The following is an 18,644-nucleotide window of genomic DNA, read 5'->3' as shown; positions in this document are numbered from 1 at the left end:
CATCGACGGGGAGGTTTGGCACCTCGATGTCGGCTCATCGCATCCTGGGGCTGAAGTAGGTCCCAAGGGTTGGGCTGTTCGCCCATTAAAGCGGTACGCGAGCTGGGTTCAGAACGTCGTGAGACAGTTCGGTCCCTATCTGTCGCGGGCGCAGGAAGTTTGAGGAGAGCTGTCCTTAGTACGAGAGGACCGGGATGGACGCACCGCTGGTGCACCAGTTGTCACGCCAGTGGCACAGCTGGGTAGCTATGTGCGGAAGGGATAAGCGCTGAAAGCATCTAAGCGTGAAGCCCCCTCCAAGATGAGACTTCCCACAGCGTTAAGCTGGTAAGACCCCTCATAGACGATGAGGTTGATAGGTTCGGTGTGGAAGCGCGGCAACGCGTGGAGCTGACGAATACTAATCGGTCGAGGACTTATCCACACAAATCCTTTAGCACAATATGCATATCCAGTTTTGAAGGCGCGAAACCTTCTAAAGTTTGTGACGTCTTTCGGTCAAGAGTGAAGATAGTAGCTGGAGACCTTTTTTCATGGAGCTGTGGTGAAGTTGGAGTTCACGCCGGTCTGTCACACCGGAGGTCGCGGGTTCGAGTCCCGTCAGCTCCGCCATTTCAATGAAGCAGCGGGTCTCTCACCCGTAAACGGGTTCACCCTTGCAGCGTGTACAGGAAGCATTGCTCGGGTACTTCAGATCTGGCTCACAGGAAGCCTTTCGAGGTCGAGTCGCCAGTGGAAGCGAGTCCCGTCAGCTCCGCCATTTCAAGAAACGGATTCATCCGCCATGTAATATTTTCATGTTCTCTGTGATGTTGATACGGCTCGGTAGCTCAGTCGGTAGAGCAGAGGACTGAAAATCCTCGTGTCGGCGGTTCGATTCCGTCCCGAGCCACCATTTTTGCGAGCCATTAGCTCAGTTGGTAGAGCATCTGACTTTTAATCAGAGGGTCGAAGGTTCGAGTCCTTCATGGCTCACCAGTATATATGCGGACGTAGCTCAATTGGTAGAGCGTCGCCTTGCCAAGGCGAAGGTCGCGGGTTCGAGCCCCGTCGTCCGCTCCATTCATGAATATAGAAGTTCGATAAATGACACCACTCGCTGTACAGCCAGTGGTGTTTCCTGCTTTTATCCCGAAATGAAACCGCTTATTTGAAAAAATGAGAGCGGATCTGCTCTAGCAAAACGAAGCAGATCCGGTGAAAGAAAACTTTAAAAGGGTGCATCAGCTTGTGGCGTAAGGGCGCTTCTGGTACGATACATGGAGGTACTGCCCTGTGATGCTGGAGGTTCTATGAAACAAAACAAGAGAATCGAGAAGTCGACAGTCGTTCATTTTCATCAAGACGCCCGCTTTTTTGTCGAGCGCGGCTTGCGTTTTTTAAATCGCTATGACTACGATAAAGCTATTCGCAGCTTCCGCCGTGCCATCGAGCTGGAGCCGAAAAATGCCGAATACCAATGCCATTTGGCGAGTGTTCTGGCCGAAGTCGGCAATTTTGAAGCGTCCAACGACATCTTGTATGATGTGCTGGAAAAGTGCGAACCGAAAATAGTAGAAGTCTATTTTTATATGGCGAACAATTACGCCAACCTGGAAGATTACGAGATGGCAGAAGAGATGGCGATCCGCTACTTGCAACAACAAAGCGATGGGGCTTACCGAGAGGATGCCGAAGAGCTGCTGGACTATATCTACTTTGAGCTGGACATGCCTCCTCGCCATTTTCTCACAGGTGAACGCGAGGACGTGTACAGCAAGCATGAACGGGCACGGCGCAGTTTAGAAGAAGGCCGTTTTTTAGAAGCATTGGACATTTTAAAAGAAATCGTCGAAGCGGACCCTTCCTTTATGCCGGCTTGGAACAACCTGTCGCTGGCCTACTACTATGTAGGGGATTTTCAACAGGCAATGGCAACGATTGAGGAGACGCTGGAGAGAGAGCATGGAAATTTGCATGCTCTCTGCAACCTGGCAGTGCTGTTGTCACACCACAATCGGGCCAAGGAGCTGGTGGCACTCATCAACATGCTGAAAAAAGTCGTCCCCTACCATCCGGAGCATGCGTATAAGCTGGCGACGACAATGGGCGTCCTTGGCCAACACGAGGAGGCCTATCGCCTCTACGCCAAGATGCTTAAATCGGGTCGAACTCATGAAGCATGCACGTACCACTACGCAGCGATATCCGCCTATATGAGTGGTCATAAGGAACAAGCCATCCGCTGGTGGCAAAAGGTAAAGCAGCTGGACCCGGAATCGGGGGTAGCCGAGCACTACATGGAGATGGTAAAAGAGGCGAAGGACGGGCAAACTAAGCAGGTCATCCCTTACCATTACTATCAGCCGCAGCAGGAAGTGTCCTGGGAGAAGGCACCGGCATCCGGTGTTGAAGAGCTGAAAAACGATCCGATGATTCGCGCTTCCTTGTTGTGGGCCCTGCAGCACGGGCGCGATGAAGTTAAGTTTGCGGTTCTGCAAACCCTTGCTTTGATCGGCGATGACGAAGCGGAAGCAGCGGTTCGCCAGTGTTACCACCAAACGGACGATCCGCAGCTGCAAAAGCTCGCCCTGCTTGCACTGGCAGACATGGGAGCAGAGATGCCGGAAGCAAGGCCCAAGCGAAAAGCAAAGACGAAAGCGGCAACTGAGCATAAATTAGAGTTTCCGGGGAGCGAAACGGACAGTCAAAAAACGGAAGGCGTAGAAGACTGCATCAACCGGTTTTTTTCCGGTAGCGGACAGGAGGACATGAAGAACTGGTGTCTATCTGTTTGGAAACGGTTCTCGCAGCTAGAGAAGCCGCCTGTACAAGTGCGCAAGATTGTAGCGTGGGTGGCTGCACTCGAATATCTATACGGTGCGGTAAAAAACCAGAAACATGCGCAATCACAGGCAAAGGTAGCAGAAAAATACGAGCTTTCCCCCTCAACTGTGGCAAAGTGCGTAAAAGCACTGCAAACCCTTGATTTGAAATAGATTCTCATTTTATAATAAGTATAAATAAGAAGTGATTGCAGATTGAGGAGGCAGTGGATATGAGCGACCAAAAAATATACGATGTGATCATCGCCGGTGCAGGCCCCGCGGGGATGACTGCCGCTGTATATACCTCCCGCGCAAACATGAGCACGCTCATGCTGGAACGCGGAATTCCAGGCGGCCAAATGGCCAATACGGAGGAGATTGAAAACTATCCGGGCTTCGGCTCCATTTTGGGACCGGACTTGTCCACAAAAATGTTCGAGCATGCTCAAAAGTTCGGCGCTGAGTATGCATATGGCGAAATCAAGGAAGTAAAAGACGAGGAGCCGTATAAACGAGTCATTACTTCCGACAAGGAGTACCTGGCCAAATCGGTGATCATTGCCACCGGTGCGGAGCATCGCCTGCTGGGCGTTCCGGGAGAAAAAGAACTCTCCGGCCGCGGCGTTTCCTATTGCGCAGTATGTGACGGAGCATTTTTCCGCGGCAAAGAGCTGGTCGTAGTCGGCGGCGGAGACTCTGCTGTCGAGGAAGCCGTATTCTTGACCCGCTTTGCATCCAAGGTGACGATCATTCACCGTCGCGATCAGTTCCGCGCCCAAAAAATCCTGCAAAAACGGGCATTTGACAATGAAAAGATCGAGGTCATCTGGGATACGGTGGTCAAGGAAATTCGCGGCGACGGAAAAGTCCAAAGCGTACTCCTGGAGAACCTGAAAACCGGCGAAGAGCGCGAGTTCCCGACAGATGGCGCATTCATCTACGTAGGGATGGACCCGCTGACGGAGAGCGTTCGCAATCTGGGAATTACCAATGAAGCCGGGTATGTGCTGACAGATGAACGCATGCACACCAAAGTGAAAGGTGTCTTTGCCGCCGGGGATGTGCGCGAGAAGATGCTGCGTCAAGTAGTGACAGCTACTGGTGACGGCTCGATCGCCGCCCAATCGGCCCAGCACTACGTCGAAGAGCTGAACGAACGTCTGGCTGAGCAAAATGTCACAATCTCTTAACCTGCTTGTAACATGAGTGAAATAATTGGGCGGTAAGATGAAGACAATGAATTGACCCCCTTATCTATACGAACCATTTTGCGTGGCTGCCATAGCCACGCCATTTTTTTTCCGCAAGGCATGCACGAACGGCCGGATATCAGCTTCCTGTCTCCACGGGAGCGTTACGAGTCCTAACGGGACGAGTCCTAAAGGGTGCGAAAATGCCAACCGTTATGGTATGCTAAAGTCAGAATCGTAGGAGGCGAGTGGAGTGACAGAAGTGGAAAATGAGAGAGCCGTTAATCTGTTGATCATTACAGGGATGTCTGGCGCGGGGAAAACCGTTGCCGTACAGAGCTTGGAAGATCTGGGGTTCTTTTGTGTCGATAACCTGCCGCCGGTTTTGATCCCCAAGTTTGCGGAGCTGATCAAGCAGTCGGGAGGCAATATTGAGCGTGTCGCCTTGGTAGTTGACCTGCGCGGCCGCGAATTTTTTGTAAACTTGTCGGGAGCCATCGACAGTCTAAATCAAATGGAGGGAATCTCTTTCCATATTCTCTATCTGGATGCAAATGATCAAACATTGGTTTCCAGGTACAAAGAGACGCGTCGACGCCATCCGCTTTCACCCAACGGTTCACCATTGGAAGGAATCCATGCCGAGCGTCGGCTGCTTCAGGAAATGAAGGGGCGAGCCCATCAGATTATTGATACCAGCCAAATGAAGCCGGCACAGTTGCGAGAAAAAATAATTAGCCAGTATACACAGCAAGGTTCTTCCTTGACGATTAACGTCCTGTCTTTCGGATTCAAATACGGCACTCCGATTGATGCCGATCTTATGTTTGACGTACGTTTCCTGCCCAATCCGCATTACGTGGAAGAATTGCGGCCCAAAACCGGGTGTGACCCGGAGGTGGCCGAGTACGTCATGAATCATAAGGAAACGAAAGAGTTTGTCGATAAACTGATTGACTTTTTGGCCTATACGATGCCCCATTACCAACGGGAAGGGAAAAGCCAGCTGGTGATCGGGATCGGCTGCACGGGAGGCAAGCATCGTTCGGTGGCGATCGCGGAGCATTTGGGCGAGGTTTTTGGAAAGGACTACGCGATTCGGGTCAGTCATCGTGACATGGAAAAAAGCAAGTAAGCATAGGATGGCAGGAAAGAAAGAAACGCCATCCGTACTTGAACAGGGCCTTTGTATGTGTATCAGCATATAATGAGGTGACATATGCCGACGAGGAGAATGGGATCGCAGCAGGGCAACCGGCTGCGGGTTGTCGTGATCGGCGGAGGAACGGGACTGTCCGTGTTATTAAGGGGGTTAAAGCACGCACCGGTTCACATTACCGCGATCGTAACCGTCGCTGACGACGGCGGAAGCTCCGGGAGGCTGCGGGAGGAGTTGGATATGCCCCCTCCCGGAGATATCCGTAACGTTTTGACGGCCCTGGCCGATACCGAACCGCTGATGGAAAAGGTCATGCAGTATCGTTTTTCCACAGGTACCGGATTAGCCGGGCATAATTTGGGAAATCTACTTCTGGCAGCGATGAACGAAATTACCGGAGATTTTGTCACAGCGGTTAAGAAGCTGAGCGATGTATTGGCTGTCCGGGGAGAGGTGCTTCCGGCATCGACACAGTCGCTTCGGCTCATGGCGGAAATGGAAGACGGTTCAATCATTGCGGGAGAATCGCAAATTCCATTGACCGGCAAGCAGATCAAGCGGGTCTTTCTGGACCCCGAGGATGCTGTGCCATTGAGTGAAGCGCTGCTGGCCATCGAAGAGGCAGATGCGATCTTGATCGGCCCTGGAAGCCTGTATACGAGCATTTTGCCGAATCTATTGGTGAGAGGCTTGTTCGCCGCTGTAAAGAATTCGACAGCTCCGAAAATGTATATTTGCAATGTCATGACTCAGCCGGGCGAAACAGACGGGTTTTCCGCATCCAAACATGTCGAAGTGCTGTACGATCATGTAGGCGGACCGTTTTTGGATACAGTGATAGTGAACTCTGCTGCCATTCCCGATAAAACCTTGGAAAAATATGCGGAGAAGGGAGCAGCCCCTGTTGCTTGTGATGTAAAGCGCTTACGCCAGTTGGGACTGCATATCGTAGCCAAACCGCTGGTGGCGTTTGAAGAGGGGTATCTGCGTCATGATGCGACCGCCGTCAGCAAGCAGGTCGTCTCGCTGATCAAGCGGAGGCGCCGGACGCAGAAGATTGAGAAGGAGTGAAGGACGATGTCATCATTCGCCGCACAGACGAAAAAGGAACTGACGATGCTGGAGGGACCTGATTGTTGCAGCCGAGCAGAGCTGGCGGCGCTGATTCGGATGAACGGCAGCCTGCAATTCGGTGCAGGGCGTCTGGTACTGGATGTGACCACGGAAAATGCGGCGATTGCCAGACGGATATACACGTTGACGAAAAAAATCTTCAATATTCATGCCGAACTGCTTGTGCGCAAGAAAATGCGGCTGAAAAAGAACAACGTATACATCGTAAGAATCCCCAACAGAGCCAATGATATACTGCAAGAGCTGAGAATTATGGACGAGAGCCTTTCCTTCGTGCGCGGGATATCGCAGGACATTGTGAAGAAGTCTTGCTGCCGCGCTGCGTATTTGCGAGGGGCGTTTTTGGCGGGCGGGTCGGTAAACCACCCGGAGGCATCCAGCTACCATCTGGAGATCTTTACTTCGTACCAGGATTTTTGCGAGGCTTTGACCAAAATGGCCAATCGCTACAAGCTGAACGCGAAGTGCATTGAACGAAAAAAAGGCTACGTCCTCTACATCAAAGAAGGGGAGAAGATCACGGAGTTTCTCAGCCTGATCGGTGCGCATCAGGCACTGTTCTACTTCGAGGACGTGCGGATCGTCAAAGATATGCGCAACTCTGTAAACCGTCTGCACAATTGTGAAATCGCCAACATCAACAAGACGGTAAATGCAGCGGCCAGGCAGATGGAGAACATCCAGCTGATCCAGGAGGAAATGGGGCTGGAAAATCTGCCGAAGCGTTTGCGCGAGGTGGCAGAGCTTCGGTTGATTCATCCGGACATCAACCTGAAAGAGCTGGGAGAAATGATTCCCAGCGGAGTAGTCAGCAAGTCGGGGATCAATCACCGGCTACGAAAAATTAACGAAATCGCTGACAAATTACGAGAAAAACGAAATATTTCCGTGTAGAGACATGGTATACTAGACGGTAATAAGAGATACTGAGCGAGGAGGTTCCACCCATGGTTCAACAGCAGGTTGTGGTCAAGCTGAAAACCGGTTTGCAGGCCCGCCCTGCGGCATTTTTCGTGCAGGAGGCCAACCGGTTTGCATCAGAAGTATTTGTGGAAAAAGAAAACAAGAAGGTAAACGCGAAGAGCATCATGGGGATAATGAGCCTCGCTATCAGTTCGGGTACGGAGATCACGATATCAGCGGAGGGCCCTGATGCGTCTCAAGCGGTTACCAGCCTGACCAATCTGGTAAGCAAGGAAGAATAGCAAAAGAACAAGAGGGAAAGACACTTTCTACGGTGAAGTGACCCCAAAAAGTTAGACAGTCATTTTAATTAAGCAGCAAGTAAGGTTTGAGTTCGGTATTGCACTGGACTCAAGCCTTTTAATTTTGCCTTGATTCGTTTGTTGTTGTAGTAATCGATGTATTTTGCTAACTCTTGTTTAAAATGTTCAATGTTTTCAAACTCCTGCATATATAAAAATTCCGATTTTAAGATACCAAAGAAGTTCTCCATTACAGCATTGTCATAACAGTTTCCTTTTCGTGACATACTCTGCGTAATGTTCTTTTCTTTTAATGCCTGTTGGTACTTGCTCATTTGGTAATGCCAGCCTTGATCCGAGTGAATAAGCAGCTCGTCTTCATCTGTTAGTCGTTTAAAAGCTTGGTCCAGCATCGTTGAAACAAGAGAATACCTTGGTTTTGAATCAATCGTATAGGCGACAATTTCTCCGTTAAATAAATCTAACATTGGCGATAAATAAAGCTTTTCGCCAAATAATTTAAACTCCGTAATATCCGTTACCCACTTCTGATTTGGCTTGTCTGCGTGGAAGTTGCGATCCAAAATATTCGGCGCCACCTTTCCAACTTCCCCTTTATAGGAGCGATATTTTTTCATCCGAACCATGCTTTTTAAGCCTAACTGTTTCATCAATCGCTGTACTTTTTTATGGTTTACCTGATGTCCTAGATTCTTGAGTTCATCCTTAATACGACGGTATCCGTAGCGTCCTTTATGTTCATGGTAAATCGCCTGAATTAATGTTTTTAATTCAGCATGTTTATCTGGACGGCTGAAAGTTTTTACATAGTAATAATACGTACTTCGTGGAATACCCGCGAGTTTAAGTAGCGCTTTTATAGGAAATTCGGTCCTTAGTTCAAATACTACTTGCGCTTTGTCTTGCTTTGTAATTTTTCCTTGCTTTGAACTAAGGCATTCAACTTTTTTAAGTAAGCATTCTCCATGCGTAAACGCTCTAATTCTTCCTGCAGTGCCTCGACTGATCCTTCAACAGGTGTTCCTTTCTTGTGTCTCTTCTTCATGGCTGGACGCCCCTTTTTCTTTGAAATGAGAGCGTCTATTCCTTGTGATTGAAATTGCATTCTCCATTTTCGAATCAATCCAGGAGAGGTGATTCGAAAAATGGCGGCTGTTTCATTCGGAGACGTCCCATAAGTATTCATATAATTGAGTACGTCTAGTTTAAACTGTACCGAGTAACTTGTATAGGATTTTACAAAGGCTTTTTCACCCTGATGCTCGTACTGCAACACCCAGTTTCTCACCATATAGTCAGATGCACCAATGGACGCTGCGATCGAAGCATAACTCTCCACACCTTCTAAGTATCGTTGAACCGCAGCTAACTTAACATCCCCACTAAATTTAGTCATAAAAAAACTGCACCCCCAACTGTTGAATATGTCCAACAATTGGGGTGCAGTTCACGGGAAGGTGTCTTTTTTTGTCCGGATCAGCTGCATGTTTCGACAACGAACAGGGCATTGCTAACTTATATAAAAATGGCTGGCAAGGGGGGAGTTTAAGTGAGCACCGAACGCGATACATATACCGAGGGTCGAGACGATTACGACATGGATATTGACCGGATGGTAAACGAGGGGCTTGGCGGAGGACAGGTCACCGATCAGAATGGCCTGATCGAAGAGACCACTACCGAAACCATGACAGGAGCCAGCACAGCTCGCGATGATCGATAAACGGTAAAGGAGCGAAGAGCATGGATGTAAATCGCGCACAGGAAATTATCCGTTCCGAGAGCAAGATCGAGGTACAGTATCAAGGACAATCGGTATGGATCGACGGAGTTGACGAGAAAACGGCGCAGGCCCGCGTCCATACAGAGGGCAACCCGGCGGACAGCAAAACGGTGGACGTCGGTCAATTGGTAGAGAAATAGGCGGACAAGGCAAAAAACCGAGCAGCGCCGGAGAATCTCCTGGCAATTGCTCGGTTTCTTTTTCAAATTCGCTGTTCGAGGTTCAACCGTTTGTTCAGAACATACATAATTGGAGCTCCGACCAGCATGACGACAAATTCGCCAAGCGCAGTGGTGAGCCATGTAAAGTAGAAGGGCAGACCGAACGCCAGGTTCAGTTCAATCGCGATCAGAAACATCGTAATCGTAAAAACAATGGTATTGAATATCATGCGAGCCCAGACGCCTTTGATGAAGCGCATGGAAACAATCGTGACAAGCAGCGCCAGCACAGACTGACCCACTCCAAATACCAGGTCATAGGCGACCATGGGCGAGAAAAACAGATTCGTAAAAAAGACGCCGAGGACAATTCCGTACATGTACTTTTTGTTGAAAACGACGAGATGATTAAACATTTCTGAAACGCGGAATTGTACATTGGTAAAACCAAATGGCTGAATAAGCATCGAGACGGCAATGTACAAAGCCGCCAGGATACCGTTTGCGACAAGCGTTTTTACTTTCATATTCAATTAGCTCCTTAGTTTTTTATCGTGGGATGGTTTCGAACCACGTGGGTATAAAGACACCCAAGTTACTATACTAGCGCTTTACCCCGAGCCCAGTCAACCGTGAAATCTGCCCAGGGTGCAGCGGGTAAATCGCAGCCATAAAAAAAGCCGGAGACAAAAAAAGAAACCGAGGCCAAAAGAGAACCCCGGTAAAAAGACCCCTGGCATAGAGAACTCTGGTATAGAGAACCCCCGGTTAAAAAAGAACCCCGCCATCTCTGGCAGGGTCCTACGTAAATCAGCCGAAGCCGGTTATTTTTTTGCGGATGCCTCTGTCGAAATGACCTTGTCAATCAGGCCGTATTCCATCGCATCCTGGGCAGAAAGGAAATTATCGCGATCCGTATCCTTCTGGATGCGCTCCAGAGGTTGGCCAGTGCGCTCGGACAGGATTTGGTTCAGGTGCTCGCGCATTCTGATAATCCGTTTTGCCGCGATCTCGATGTCGCTGGCTTGACCTTGAGCCCCGCCGAGCGGTTGGTGAATCATGACCTCGCTGTTCGGCAAGGCGTAGCGCTTGCCTTTTGTACCAGCGGCCAGCAAGAAGGCGCCCATGGATGCGGCCATCCCGATGCAAATCGTCGATACATCCGGCTTGATAAATTGCATGGTATCGTAAATTGCCATACCGGCGGTGATGGAACCGCCCGGGCTGTTGATGTACAGGGAAATGTCTTTATCCGGGTCTTCCGCTTGCAGGAACAGCATTTGCGCTACGACAATATTAGCTACCGTATCGTTGATAGGAGTACCGAGAAAGATAATGCGATCCTTCAGAAGACGGGAATAAATATCGTAAGCACGCTCTCCGCGGTTGGTCTGTTCAATGACTGTTGGAATCAAATTCATGTGCATTCAGTCTTCCTCCTCTCTTTGTAAGAATATCATACACAAAAGGTCAATAAAGGTCAAACAGATAACTGCACGCCTCTTTCACCATAATTTCCAAAAAACGTGCGGCTAAACATGTCAGGCGAGGAAAGTTTTATTGGCCTGGGCGACAGAGCCGACCAATGCCCCGAAAAACGCGATCCAGACAGGCAGTGCAAACAGCCAGCCTACCAGCGGAATGATCAGCAGGCACTGCAGAGCGACGACACCAAGCAGCTCGGCCAAGAGCGGAGAAACCTTCCACGAAAAGCGCTCGGCTACTCGGATGCCGATCCATGAGCCGACGAATACTTTTGCCGACCAGGACAGGATCAGGAACGTCAGCAGCAGCGCAAGCGAGACAGGGATTCCTATGACCGTGATCAAAAGCAATAGCGACAAAAACGGCATACCCAGGACGAGGCACGCTCCCCAAACAAAGGTGGAGCCTTTTCGTTGATCCAATTGCCGGTAAACACGTGTCAATCCGGCCGGGAACAGGAAGCGGATGGCAAGCCAGAGCAACAGCGTACTCAAAAGGGAGGAAAGCCCGAGCAGAATCGGGAAATAGGAGAATCCTTCATCCGGTTCCTCTACCGGAGCAGGGGAGAAGCGTTCCTCTCCTTTGAGCGCCGCACCTTGGCTGATGACAGCCCGTTGGGGACTGGTATAGACCAAGTCACCGCCGATCACGGCCGGCCCGTCGATATGAATCGTACGACTGTACAGCATGGAGATGCCCTCTCCGATGCTCCCCGTAATCCTGACGTTTTCCATGCGGCCGTTTGCTTCCCGCGCGATTTTGCCGTTCAAATCAACACTTGTCGCAAGCGTAAGCAGGTTTTTGCCGATACTGCCGTTCCGGTCAAGAACCAGGGTATGCGACAGATTGGTAACGCTTCCAGCCACCTTCCCGTTTAGGAGCAGCGTGTCTGTCATTGAACGGATGTCGCCGTCGATTTCGCCGGTGACAAGTGTTACGGCTGCAAACGTAAGGAGATCCCCTGTAATTCGTCCATTGACTTGGACATTTTCGCCAAATGCGTACACATCGCCGTCGACAACGCCATCGATGATGATTTTGGTGGCACTGACAGCCAGATCGCCGCGGTGAGCGGTATCAGGGGGCAGGTAGTACCGATCAGAGATGACCCCGCTAAACGCATAAGCGGTAGAGGCCACAATCAGCAAACTTACAAAAAGAATCAGACTAAGCAGCTTTTTCAATTCAATCCACCTCCCGCTTGGACAGTCGCGAATGGGGGAGAGGCGAAAAACGGATATTCAGGATAAGCAGCAGCCCGACCAGTACGAAAAACGGCAAGGGAAGCGCCATGACATACGATGCGGGAGCATGAAAAAATTCGCGGGCGTTGTCGTTGAGCCATAGGGCCGAACTCCAGAAAAGATGGCTTTTCCATGAGGTCCATGCCGGCGCAACCCACTCAAGCCAGATTCGCTGCCAAAACACGAGGTAACAAACAGCGACGGCCAGAATGCTGCCGCCAAGCAGGAGCATGCGCCACAGAAAGCGGCGGCGAGTTCGCTTGTGCAGCATGGCGATTCCATGAATCTGTGCAGAGGTCATGTCGTAGAGCTGGAAAGACATAGGGGGGAGGTCGTCGGAGAAAAAGCGGTCGGCCACGAATTGCCTCTCCGCGACCAGCTGCTCAAGCGAGCTGCCGCAGTGGTGACAACTGTCAACGTGTTTTTGGACGGCTTCTGCTTCTTCGCTAGAGAGTTCACCGTCACTGTACATCATCAAGGTAAGCTCATCAATATGCGGCATCGGACATTCTCCTTTCCTCCCTGTATTTATCCAACTGCTCTTTCAATTGTTTGCGGGCCCGGAACAAGCGGGTCCCGACCGTATTTTTACTCATGCCGACGATGCTTCCTATCTCATCGTAACTCATTTCCTGCACAAATCGGAGAGTCAAAATCAGACGATCCGTTTCGGGCAAGCAATCCAGCAAGGCCGTCAATTCAGAATAGCTTTCTTTTTCCAGCAGAAACAGTTCCGGACTTTTTACGGGACCGGAGGGACGCTTGTGAACATGCTGATGCAGCTGCTCATCCTCAAGCGCAATTTCCCGTCTCTTTCGCAAAAAATCGATGCAGGCATTGGAGGCGATGCGATACAGCCAGGAATGAAAGGGCAGGGTGGGGTCGTATTTGTGTAAATTTTGCGCTACTTTTAACCAAATTTCGTTGTGCAGGTCCTCGGCATCATGATAACTGGAGACCAGTCTTCTGATGATGCTCATGACACGGGGGGTAAATAAATTGACGAGTGCGGGAAAGGCCCGTGACTGTCCTTTGAGAAACTGCTGCACGAGCCGGACCGCTTCTGCATTGGCCCGAGCCAACTCTTGTTCCATGGTTGTATCCCCTCCTCCCCATACTAAATACGAAGACCGGCAGGAAAAATTTCACTGCCGCCCCCCTATTTATTTGCGGTTTAATTATCCACAAGTTGTGGAAAAGCGGGGGAGGTGAGCGAAGCGGATCACCCGTTTTCTTTCGCTGCGGCTTTATCCCCATCTGCTTCCGCCTGTGTATCTTCGTCCTCCTGCAGCTCCACAGCCAGCCGCAACGCTGCTCTCATCTTTCTTCCTTTGATGATCGTGTACTCGTCCACTTGCAGGGATTGCAGGCGGTTGATCGCTTCCGCCAGGGCCTGTTGGTCGTCGTAAGGCTGGATGGTCAGCAGGCATTCTTCATCGCTCGCTTCCTGATATATGAGGTAAAACCGGTCGGCTGACATGCAAAATCCTCCTCATCCACATTATCCACAGATTTATCAACAGGTTGTGCACAAAAACATTTGTTCGCGGTATAGATCAAAGGTTATCCACTGTGAGCGGATGCTCCTGATAGTTTTGGCATGTTTTTGCTGATGTCCGTTAGGTAAATCATGCCAAGGGTTGACGTTTGGCAGGTAAGCAAAATTTCCCGTCCGGGCCCGGGTAGCCTTTTTTGATTATGAAGGCAGCCGCAAAACTGTACTGGGACTTGAGTCTTGTATCGAATATCAATATTTTCGATGAAGTGAACAATATCAATCGATTTTGCCAATCTCTTTATATGTTGCAAATTTTCATATTTATTTTACAATGAGAGAAGGTGACTCATTGTTTGTCCGTAAAGTAAAAGGGGGATTTTCGAATGAAAAAACAGAAAACTATGGCTTTTCTTGCAACTGTAGTAGCGCTTGGTACAGCTCTTGCGGGCTGCGGCGGAGGCAACGCTGGCGGGGGCGGCGGAAATGCCAGCGGAGGCGAGCAGCCGGCTCCGCAATCCGGCGGCAATACCGGCTCTTCCAGCGGCGGCGCTCTGCAAAAAATCGTTATCGCGGCAGTAGGACCAATGTCCGGGCAGTACTCCGACTACGGAAGCACGGCAAAGGCCGGTGCCGAGTACGCACTGAAGCAAAATCAGGAGAAGTTTAAAGCGCTGGGCTTCGACGTCCAGATGCTGACACAGGATGACCAGGCCGATCCGAAGCAAGGCGTGGCCGTAGCCCAAATGTTGATCTCCAATCCGGATGTCCTCGGTGTTGTCGGTCACGTGACGACTGGTGCATCGATTACGGCATCGGCGCAATACGAGCAAGAGAAGCTGGTCATGGTGTCTCCGTCCTCCACAGGTTCCAACCTGACTGACGAGGGCAAGAAGGTCGTTCACCGCATCTGTGCGCGCGACGACCAGCAAGGCTCCAAGGCTGCAATTTACGCGAAAAACCAGTTGGGTGTGAAATCCGCTTATATCGTTCACGATAAACAAGCCTACGGCCAAGGCCTGGCTGATGAAGTGAAAAAGCAATTTGAGAAAGACGGCGTAACCATTGCGGGCTACGAGGGCATCACTGCCGGCGAGAAAGACTACAGCGCCGTGATCAACCAAATCCTCGCCGCGAACCCTGAAATGATCTACTTCGGCGGTTATTACTCCGATGCCGGCATCCTGATCAAGCAAGCTCGTGAAAAAGGCTACAAAGGCGTATTCATGGGCGGCGATGGCTACGACTCTGCTGACCTGGTGAAAATTGCGGGCGCAGACAACGCGAACAACGTAATCTTTACCTCCACTGTAGGCGATCTTTCCGCAACAGAAGAGGGCAAGAAGTGGATCAGCGAATTTGAATCGAGCACAGGCAATAAAGTAGGGATCTTCACTTCCTTTGGCTATGACTCCATGAACGTCATGCTGCATGGACTGGAAGAAGCGATTAAAGCGAACAACGGACAAAAGCCGACTCGCGAGCAAGTCCTGGATGCTGTCCATAAAACAAAAGACTTCCAAGGCCAGTTCGTAAAAGTAACATTCAACGAAAAAGGCGACAACGAATTCGCGTCTGTCTACGTGTACAAATACGAGAACGGTCAAAAGGTATTCGTAGGGGAAGCGAAGTAACGACTGATGGGGAAGGGCCGTACAGGACATACTACGGTTGATTGCGACTACCTTTGAAAGGGGTATCCACATGTCCAACAACCGCAGCACCCAATACGGCAACAATCAGGGACACAGCAGCAAATCGCAAACGTCCCAAAAGCAAAAGTCCGAAAAGGACAAAAACCTGAACAGGCAAGACCCGCAGTAGCAGGTCAGGCCTTGAGAGGGAGCATAAGGAAACGCCCTGGAGAGGAGCAATCTCCAGGGCGTTTTTTAGCGGATGCGCTGTTTGCTGGGGAGACGTTTTTCCGGGTGGCCGTAGCCATTGTGCTCCTTGTTCTCCTGAGCATGGGCCTGCGCTTCGTGAACTTTTCCGACGAACTCCTTTGTGCTCATCTTGGTAAAATCCATGCGGCACCTCCCAAAATTGGCATCACGCTTTCTTACTATGGCCCAATTGGTCAGGAAACATTTACGGCTCTCCAGTTAACGCCTATTATGAAAAGCCGACATCCTTGCAGAAAAAGGATGATCGGCTTTGTTTTGTTAGTCCCAAGCGAATGTTTACATAGGACCTACATTGAAGTTGAATGTATAAACAAGCATACCGCTATAGTAAACATCTACCTTGTAGTAGCCTGTAGAAGAGGCAATCACTCGACCCCGGGAGTCGATGCTGATCCCGCCCGGTTTTGACTCGTAGGAGATGTAGTGTGTGTAATTGGGGCCGCTGGGAAGACTATCGTAAATAGGATTTTGATAGAGATCCAGGTTCACATTGACTTCAGTAACGCTTGCCACGCCGACTGCAGCTTGCGATGGGGCGATCAAGGCTTCGGCATTAGCCGCAGCTTGTCCTGCCAAAAGCAAGGGAATGGCCAGCAAACCTGACCTGATAAGGTTCATTTTCTTCATCAAGACCCGCTCCTTTATTTCAAATGAACGAACAATACTGTAAATTCCATATACAAAACGCTTTCCGCTGCAAACGACGCCTATCGAAGTTATTCAGTATTAGTAAGATGACGATGCCCGTTGGAATGCTCAACAGGCGCCAAAATAGATTACGGAGTTTGGATGTACATGTAGTGTACGTCAGCTCCCCAATTCCAGTTTCCAGATTCGTCTTGGACACCTACTGATACACCAAGCGTTTCATTTCTAGGCAGTGAAACGGGAATTTCGAAGGACTGCGTATTGCTGCTTGTGTTTTGGGGCAGTACACCAGAGCTATAAATACTGCCGTTTTTATCATAGACAAGAACCCAGAATGTACTAAATACGGTGTTGTCATCTGGATCAGATTGGACCCACGTTATTTTTGGCTGCTCATTATAGTAAATGGTCGGGCTGTACTCTTTGTTTGAAGCAGGGGTGGTGATGCTCACGTAAGGCCGGTTATTGCCCTGGGCAGATGCGGTTGCCTCGGTTTTGGCAAAGGAAATGGAAGGTACAAGCGAAGTAATTGCCATTAAAGAGGCTAGCAGCAGAGTGGTTTTCTTCAATTTTTTAAGAACCATAATAAAACATTCCTTCTAAATAATGTAAATTCAAAATGAATTGTAAACCTTTGTTTCTCAAAAGTAAATAGGTTTATGGTAAAAAATGTAAAGAAAAAGCCGCACACCCGCCTTCCTAGAGCGGCAATCTCTATGACGGCGCATTCGAGCGCAATAAAATTCGGAGGTCGATCGGTATATGGCGACTTTATTGAAGGATGAAACGGTGTGCAGCGCGGAGTATAACGAAGTCGAACGTGAGGTTAACAAAGTCGAACAAAGTCGAACGTGAGGCTAACGTTGGGGAAGCCCGTAAAAACGCAGCATCAATCGTAACTCTTTTAGGTGCTTCCGTAGCGGCACTATGTATTAGCGCTGTCCACGGTCGTTTTTGCATAATAAAAGCCTCCGTTTCATGTAACGGAGGCTTGCACATATCAGGAACGAGTACATAACGGGTATGGGGTACACGGTGCAGGTGAACGGTTTTGCCGATTTGCTCGCCAGTCCGTCCGGCAAATCACCGCCAGAATCCCGTCATATCGTCGTTTAAAGTCAGTATGGTACGCCCGAGAGGAGTCGAACCTCCGCACGCGGTTCCGGAGACCGCTGCTCTATCCACTGAGCTACGGGCGCATAATAGGATAACTTAAATTATAAAAGATAAGGCGGACAGATGCAAATGAAAAAATTGCAACCCGGATGTTGGGATGCACGAAGGGGAAATGGTTCCATGTACAAGCTTACAGAGCAGCAGGGGTGGGCCCATACTGCTCTGTCGAGTGTGTGTTATTTTACATCAAAGCGCTTCAAAATATCGTCCAGCAACAGTTCGGCTGACAAAATGCTGCCCCCGATGTTCCACACGACGTCGTTGACTTCAAACACTTTGTTGTTTTTCACGACATTGAGGTTTTTCCAGAGCGGGTCGTTCATCACTTCTTCTCTATATTTGGAGCCTTCTTTCTTTTCTCCATGATCCGATACCCAGTAAAACAGCACATCGCCGTCGGCATCAGCCAGTTGTTCCTTTGCGATCACTTGCATGAATTCATCCTTATCCTGAGAGGCCGGACGGGCAAAGCCCAGCTGGCTCAGCATGACGCCTGCAAAGGTATCCTTCATGTAAAGACGGATTTTCCCTGGCTGAAAGCGGATCAATGATACTTTGGCTTTTGTTTTGTCGCCCAGCTTTGCTTTCGCCTCTTCTACCTTTTTGTCAAAGTCGGCCAGGAGCTTTTCACCGTCGGCTTTTTTGCCAAGCGCTTCGGCATACAGCATGAAGTTGGGCTTCCATTTGCCCGCCAGATCCTCGGAGAATACCGTCGGGGCAATGCCGGACAACTGCGAATATACTTTTTCATGGCGGACCTTGTTGCCCAGGATCAGATCTGGTTTGAGGCTCGCGATCAATTCGATGTTTGGCTGCGCCTCATCGCCCAGTACGGTTACATCCTGCATTTTGTCTTTAATATGGTCATGCCACGGATTTCCGCGCGGGGACTGCACAGCGCCTACAGGTTTGACACCCAGACCGAGCAGGGCTTCTGTCCCTTCGCTGGTCAGGACAACGACGCGCTCCGGGGTACCTTTGATCTCGGCTTCTCCCATCGCGTGTTTTACTTTCCGGATGTCGCTCTTGGTGTCAGTGGCTGCATCCTGGTCCTGGCCCTGAGATTGCGCCGGTTGGCTGCCCGTGTTGTTTTGGCCGCCGCTGCAGCCCGTGACCAAAAGCATGAGAGACAATGCTGCTGCGATCAAAAGCTGCCACGATGGCTTGTGAATTGCCGACATGATGAAAACCTCCTGATTGATAGTGATTATCATTGTAGACAACATACTGTA

General features: G+C 50.0%; 20 protein-coding genes, 5 tRNA genes, 1 rRNA gene and 1 riboswitch (1 of these 27 running past the window's edge). Of the genes, 14 read left to right on the top strand and 12 right to left on the bottom strand.

The annotated features are described in order from the left end of the window. From NST96_RS24435 to NST96_RS24385, 11 genes are all read left to right on the top strand, one after another. A 23S ribosomal RNA gene (locus tag NST96_RS24435) occupies positions 1–424 on the top strand; it begins 2,583 nt to the left of the window's first position. 111 nt (positions 425–535) lie between these two features. Beyond that, positions 536–612 (top strand) — tRNA-Asp (locus NST96_RS24430). Positions 613–819: 207 nt separating this feature from the next. Beyond that, positions 820–895, top strand: a tRNA-Phe gene (locus tag NST96_RS24425). Positions 896–902: 7 nt separating this feature from the next. Then, positions 903–978, top strand: a tRNA-Lys gene (locus tag NST96_RS24420). Positions 979–986: 8 nt separating this feature from the next. After that, positions 987–1,062 (top strand) — tRNA-Gly (locus NST96_RS24415). Between the two features lie 230 nt (positions 1,063–1,292). Then, positions 1,293–2,978 (top strand): tetratricopeptide repeat protein, encoded by a 1,686-nt coding sequence (locus NST96_RS24410; protein WP_003392510.1) that lies wholly within the window; start codon positions 1,293–1,295, stop codon positions 2,976–2,978. Between the two features lie 59 nt (positions 2,979–3,037). Continuing rightward, positions 3,038–3,997, top strand: a complete 960-nt coding sequence (trxB, locus tag NST96_RS24405; protein ID WP_003392512.1) for a thioredoxin-disulfide reductase — start codon at positions 3,038–3,040, stop codon at positions 3,995–3,997. 253 nt (positions 3,998–4,250) lie between these two features. Continuing rightward, positions 4,251–5,132, top strand: a complete 882-nt coding sequence (gene rapZ, locus NST96_RS24400) for an RNase adapter RapZ (protein WP_003392515.1) — start codon at positions 4,251–4,253, stop codon at positions 5,130–5,132. Positions 5,133–5,216: 84 nt separating this feature from the next. Continuing rightward, the gene (locus NST96_RS24395; RefSeq protein WP_024985590.1) at positions 5,217–6,227 is read left to right on the top strand and encodes a YvcK family protein; all 1,011 of its coding nucleotides are present in this window, start codon (positions 5,217–5,219) and stop codon (positions 6,225–6,227) included. Between the two features lie 6 nt (positions 6,228–6,233). After that, positions 6,234–7,184, top strand: a complete 951-nt coding sequence (whiA, locus tag NST96_RS24390) for a DNA-binding protein WhiA (protein ID WP_003392518.1) — start codon at positions 6,234–6,236, stop codon at positions 7,182–7,184. 53 nt (positions 7,185–7,237) lie between these two features. Continuing rightward, positions 7,238–7,495, top strand: coding sequence for an HPr family phosphocarrier protein (locus NST96_RS24385; protein WP_003392520.1), 258 nt, complete (start codon positions 7,238–7,240; stop codon positions 7,493–7,495). A 68-nt stretch (positions 7,496–7,563) separates the two neighbouring features. On the opposite strand, the gene NST96_RS24380 is transcribed toward NST96_RS24385, so the two are convergent. Continuing rightward, a protein-coding gene (locus NST96_RS24380; RefSeq protein ID WP_155808037.1) for an IS3 family transposase occupies positions 7,564–8,912 on the bottom strand; the annotation gives its coding sequence in 2 pieces (ribosomal slippage) (positions 7,564–8,468 and positions 8,468–8,912; 1,350 coding nt in all). A 153-nt stretch (positions 8,913–9,065) separates the two neighbouring features. Between NST96_RS24380 and NST96_RS24375 the strand changes: the two genes are divergently transcribed. Beyond that, positions 9,066–9,239, top strand: a complete 174-nt coding sequence (locus NST96_RS24375; RefSeq protein WP_003392522.1) for a hypothetical protein — start codon at positions 9,066–9,068, stop codon at positions 9,237–9,239. Positions 9,240–9,259: 20 nt separating this feature from the next. Continuing rightward, positions 9,260–9,439, top strand: a complete 180-nt coding sequence (locus tag NST96_RS24370) for an H-type small acid-soluble spore protein (protein ID WP_003392523.1) — start codon at positions 9,260–9,262, stop codon at positions 9,437–9,439. A gap of 62 nt (positions 9,440–9,501) precedes the next feature. Here the strand turns inward: NST96_RS24370 and NST96_RS24365 are convergent, their stop codons facing one another. The 6 genes from NST96_RS24365 to NST96_RS24340 all read right to left on the bottom strand — a co-directional run bounded on the left by NST96_RS24365 (position 9,502) and on the right by NST96_RS24340 (position 13,669). Then, positions 9,502–9,987: a QueT transporter family protein gene (locus NST96_RS24365; RefSeq protein ID WP_003392526.1), complete on the bottom strand. Its 486-nt coding sequence runs from the start codon at positions 9,985–9,987 to the stop codon at positions 9,502–9,504. Between the two features lie 8 nt (positions 9,988–9,995). Continuing rightward, positions 9,996–10,040, bottom strand: a riboswitch (PreQ1 riboswitch). Positions 10,041–10,284: 244 nt separating this feature from the next. After that, positions 10,285–10,881 (bottom strand): ATP-dependent Clp endopeptidase proteolytic subunit ClpP, encoded by a 597-nt coding sequence (clpP, locus tag NST96_RS24360; protein ID WP_003392529.1) that lies wholly within the window; start codon positions 10,879–10,881, stop codon positions 10,285–10,287. Between the two features lie 120 nt (positions 10,882–11,001). Beyond that, positions 11,002–12,129: a polymer-forming cytoskeletal protein gene (locus tag NST96_RS24355; protein WP_122958722.1), complete on the bottom strand. Its 1,128-nt coding sequence runs from the start codon at positions 12,127–12,129 to the stop codon at positions 11,002–11,004. A gap of 1 nt (position 12,130) precedes the next feature. Beyond that, positions 12,131–12,691, bottom strand: coding sequence for a zf-HC2 domain-containing protein (locus tag NST96_RS24350; protein ID WP_003392535.1), 561 nt, complete (start codon positions 12,689–12,691; stop codon positions 12,131–12,133). Then, positions 12,678–13,283, bottom strand: a complete 606-nt coding sequence (locus NST96_RS24345; protein ID WP_003392537.1) for a sigma-70 family RNA polymerase sigma factor — start codon at positions 13,281–13,283, stop codon at positions 12,678–12,680. The genes NST96_RS24350 and NST96_RS24345 overlap by 14 nt, the downstream gene beginning before the upstream one ends. Positions 13,284–13,411: 128 nt before the next feature. Next, complete coding sequence (locus NST96_RS24340) at positions 13,412–13,669, bottom strand: hypothetical protein (RefSeq protein WP_003392539.1); 258 nt, start codon at positions 13,667–13,669, stop codon at positions 13,412–13,414. 401 nt (positions 13,670–14,070) lie between these two features. Here NST96_RS24340 and NST96_RS24335 point away from each other — a divergent pair, with 401 nt between their 5' ends. Next, positions 14,071–15,318, top strand: coding sequence for a branched-chain amino acid ABC transporter substrate-binding protein (locus NST96_RS24335; RefSeq protein ID WP_003392541.1), 1,248 nt, complete (start codon positions 14,071–14,073; stop codon positions 15,316–15,318). A 255-nt stretch (positions 15,319–15,573) separates the two neighbouring features. Here the strand turns inward: NST96_RS24335 and NST96_RS24330 are convergent, their stop codons facing one another. The 5 genes from NST96_RS24330 to NST96_RS24310 all read right to left on the bottom strand — a co-directional run bounded on the left by NST96_RS24330 (position 15,574) and on the right by NST96_RS24310 (position 18,593). Further along, the gene (locus tag NST96_RS24330; RefSeq protein WP_003392543.1) at positions 15,574–15,711 is read right to left on the bottom strand and encodes a DUF4023 domain-containing protein; all 138 of its coding nucleotides are present in this window, start codon (positions 15,709–15,711) and stop codon (positions 15,574–15,576) included. A 153-nt stretch (positions 15,712–15,864) separates the two neighbouring features. Then, complete coding sequence (locus NST96_RS24325) at positions 15,865–16,215, bottom strand: hypothetical protein (RefSeq protein ID WP_003392545.1); 351 nt, start codon at positions 16,213–16,215, stop codon at positions 15,865–15,867. A 149-nt stretch (positions 16,216–16,364) separates the two neighbouring features. Next, positions 16,365–16,820 (bottom strand): hypothetical protein, encoded by a 456-nt coding sequence (locus NST96_RS24320; RefSeq protein ID WP_024984827.1) that lies wholly within the window; start codon positions 16,818–16,820, stop codon positions 16,365–16,367. Between the two features lie 540 nt (positions 16,821–17,360). Continuing rightward, positions 17,361–17,435: transfer RNA gene (locus NST96_RS24315), tRNA-Arg, on the bottom strand. A gap of 153 nt (positions 17,436–17,588) precedes the next feature. Further along, positions 17,589–18,593, bottom strand: a complete 1,005-nt coding sequence (locus NST96_RS24310; RefSeq protein WP_342404913.1) for an iron-siderophore ABC transporter substrate-binding protein — start codon at positions 18,591–18,593, stop codon at positions 17,589–17,591. Between the last annotated feature and the right edge of the window lie 51 nt (positions 18,594–18,644).

The organism is Brevibacillus sp. FSL K6-2834, from assembly GCF_038592925.1.
Classification (GTDB): domain Bacteria; phylum Bacillota; class Bacilli; order Brevibacillales; family Brevibacillaceae; genus Brevibacillus; species Brevibacillus borstelensis.
Note: the sequence above shows the minus strand (reverse complement) of the source record. Positions and strands in the feature narration are given on the sequence as shown.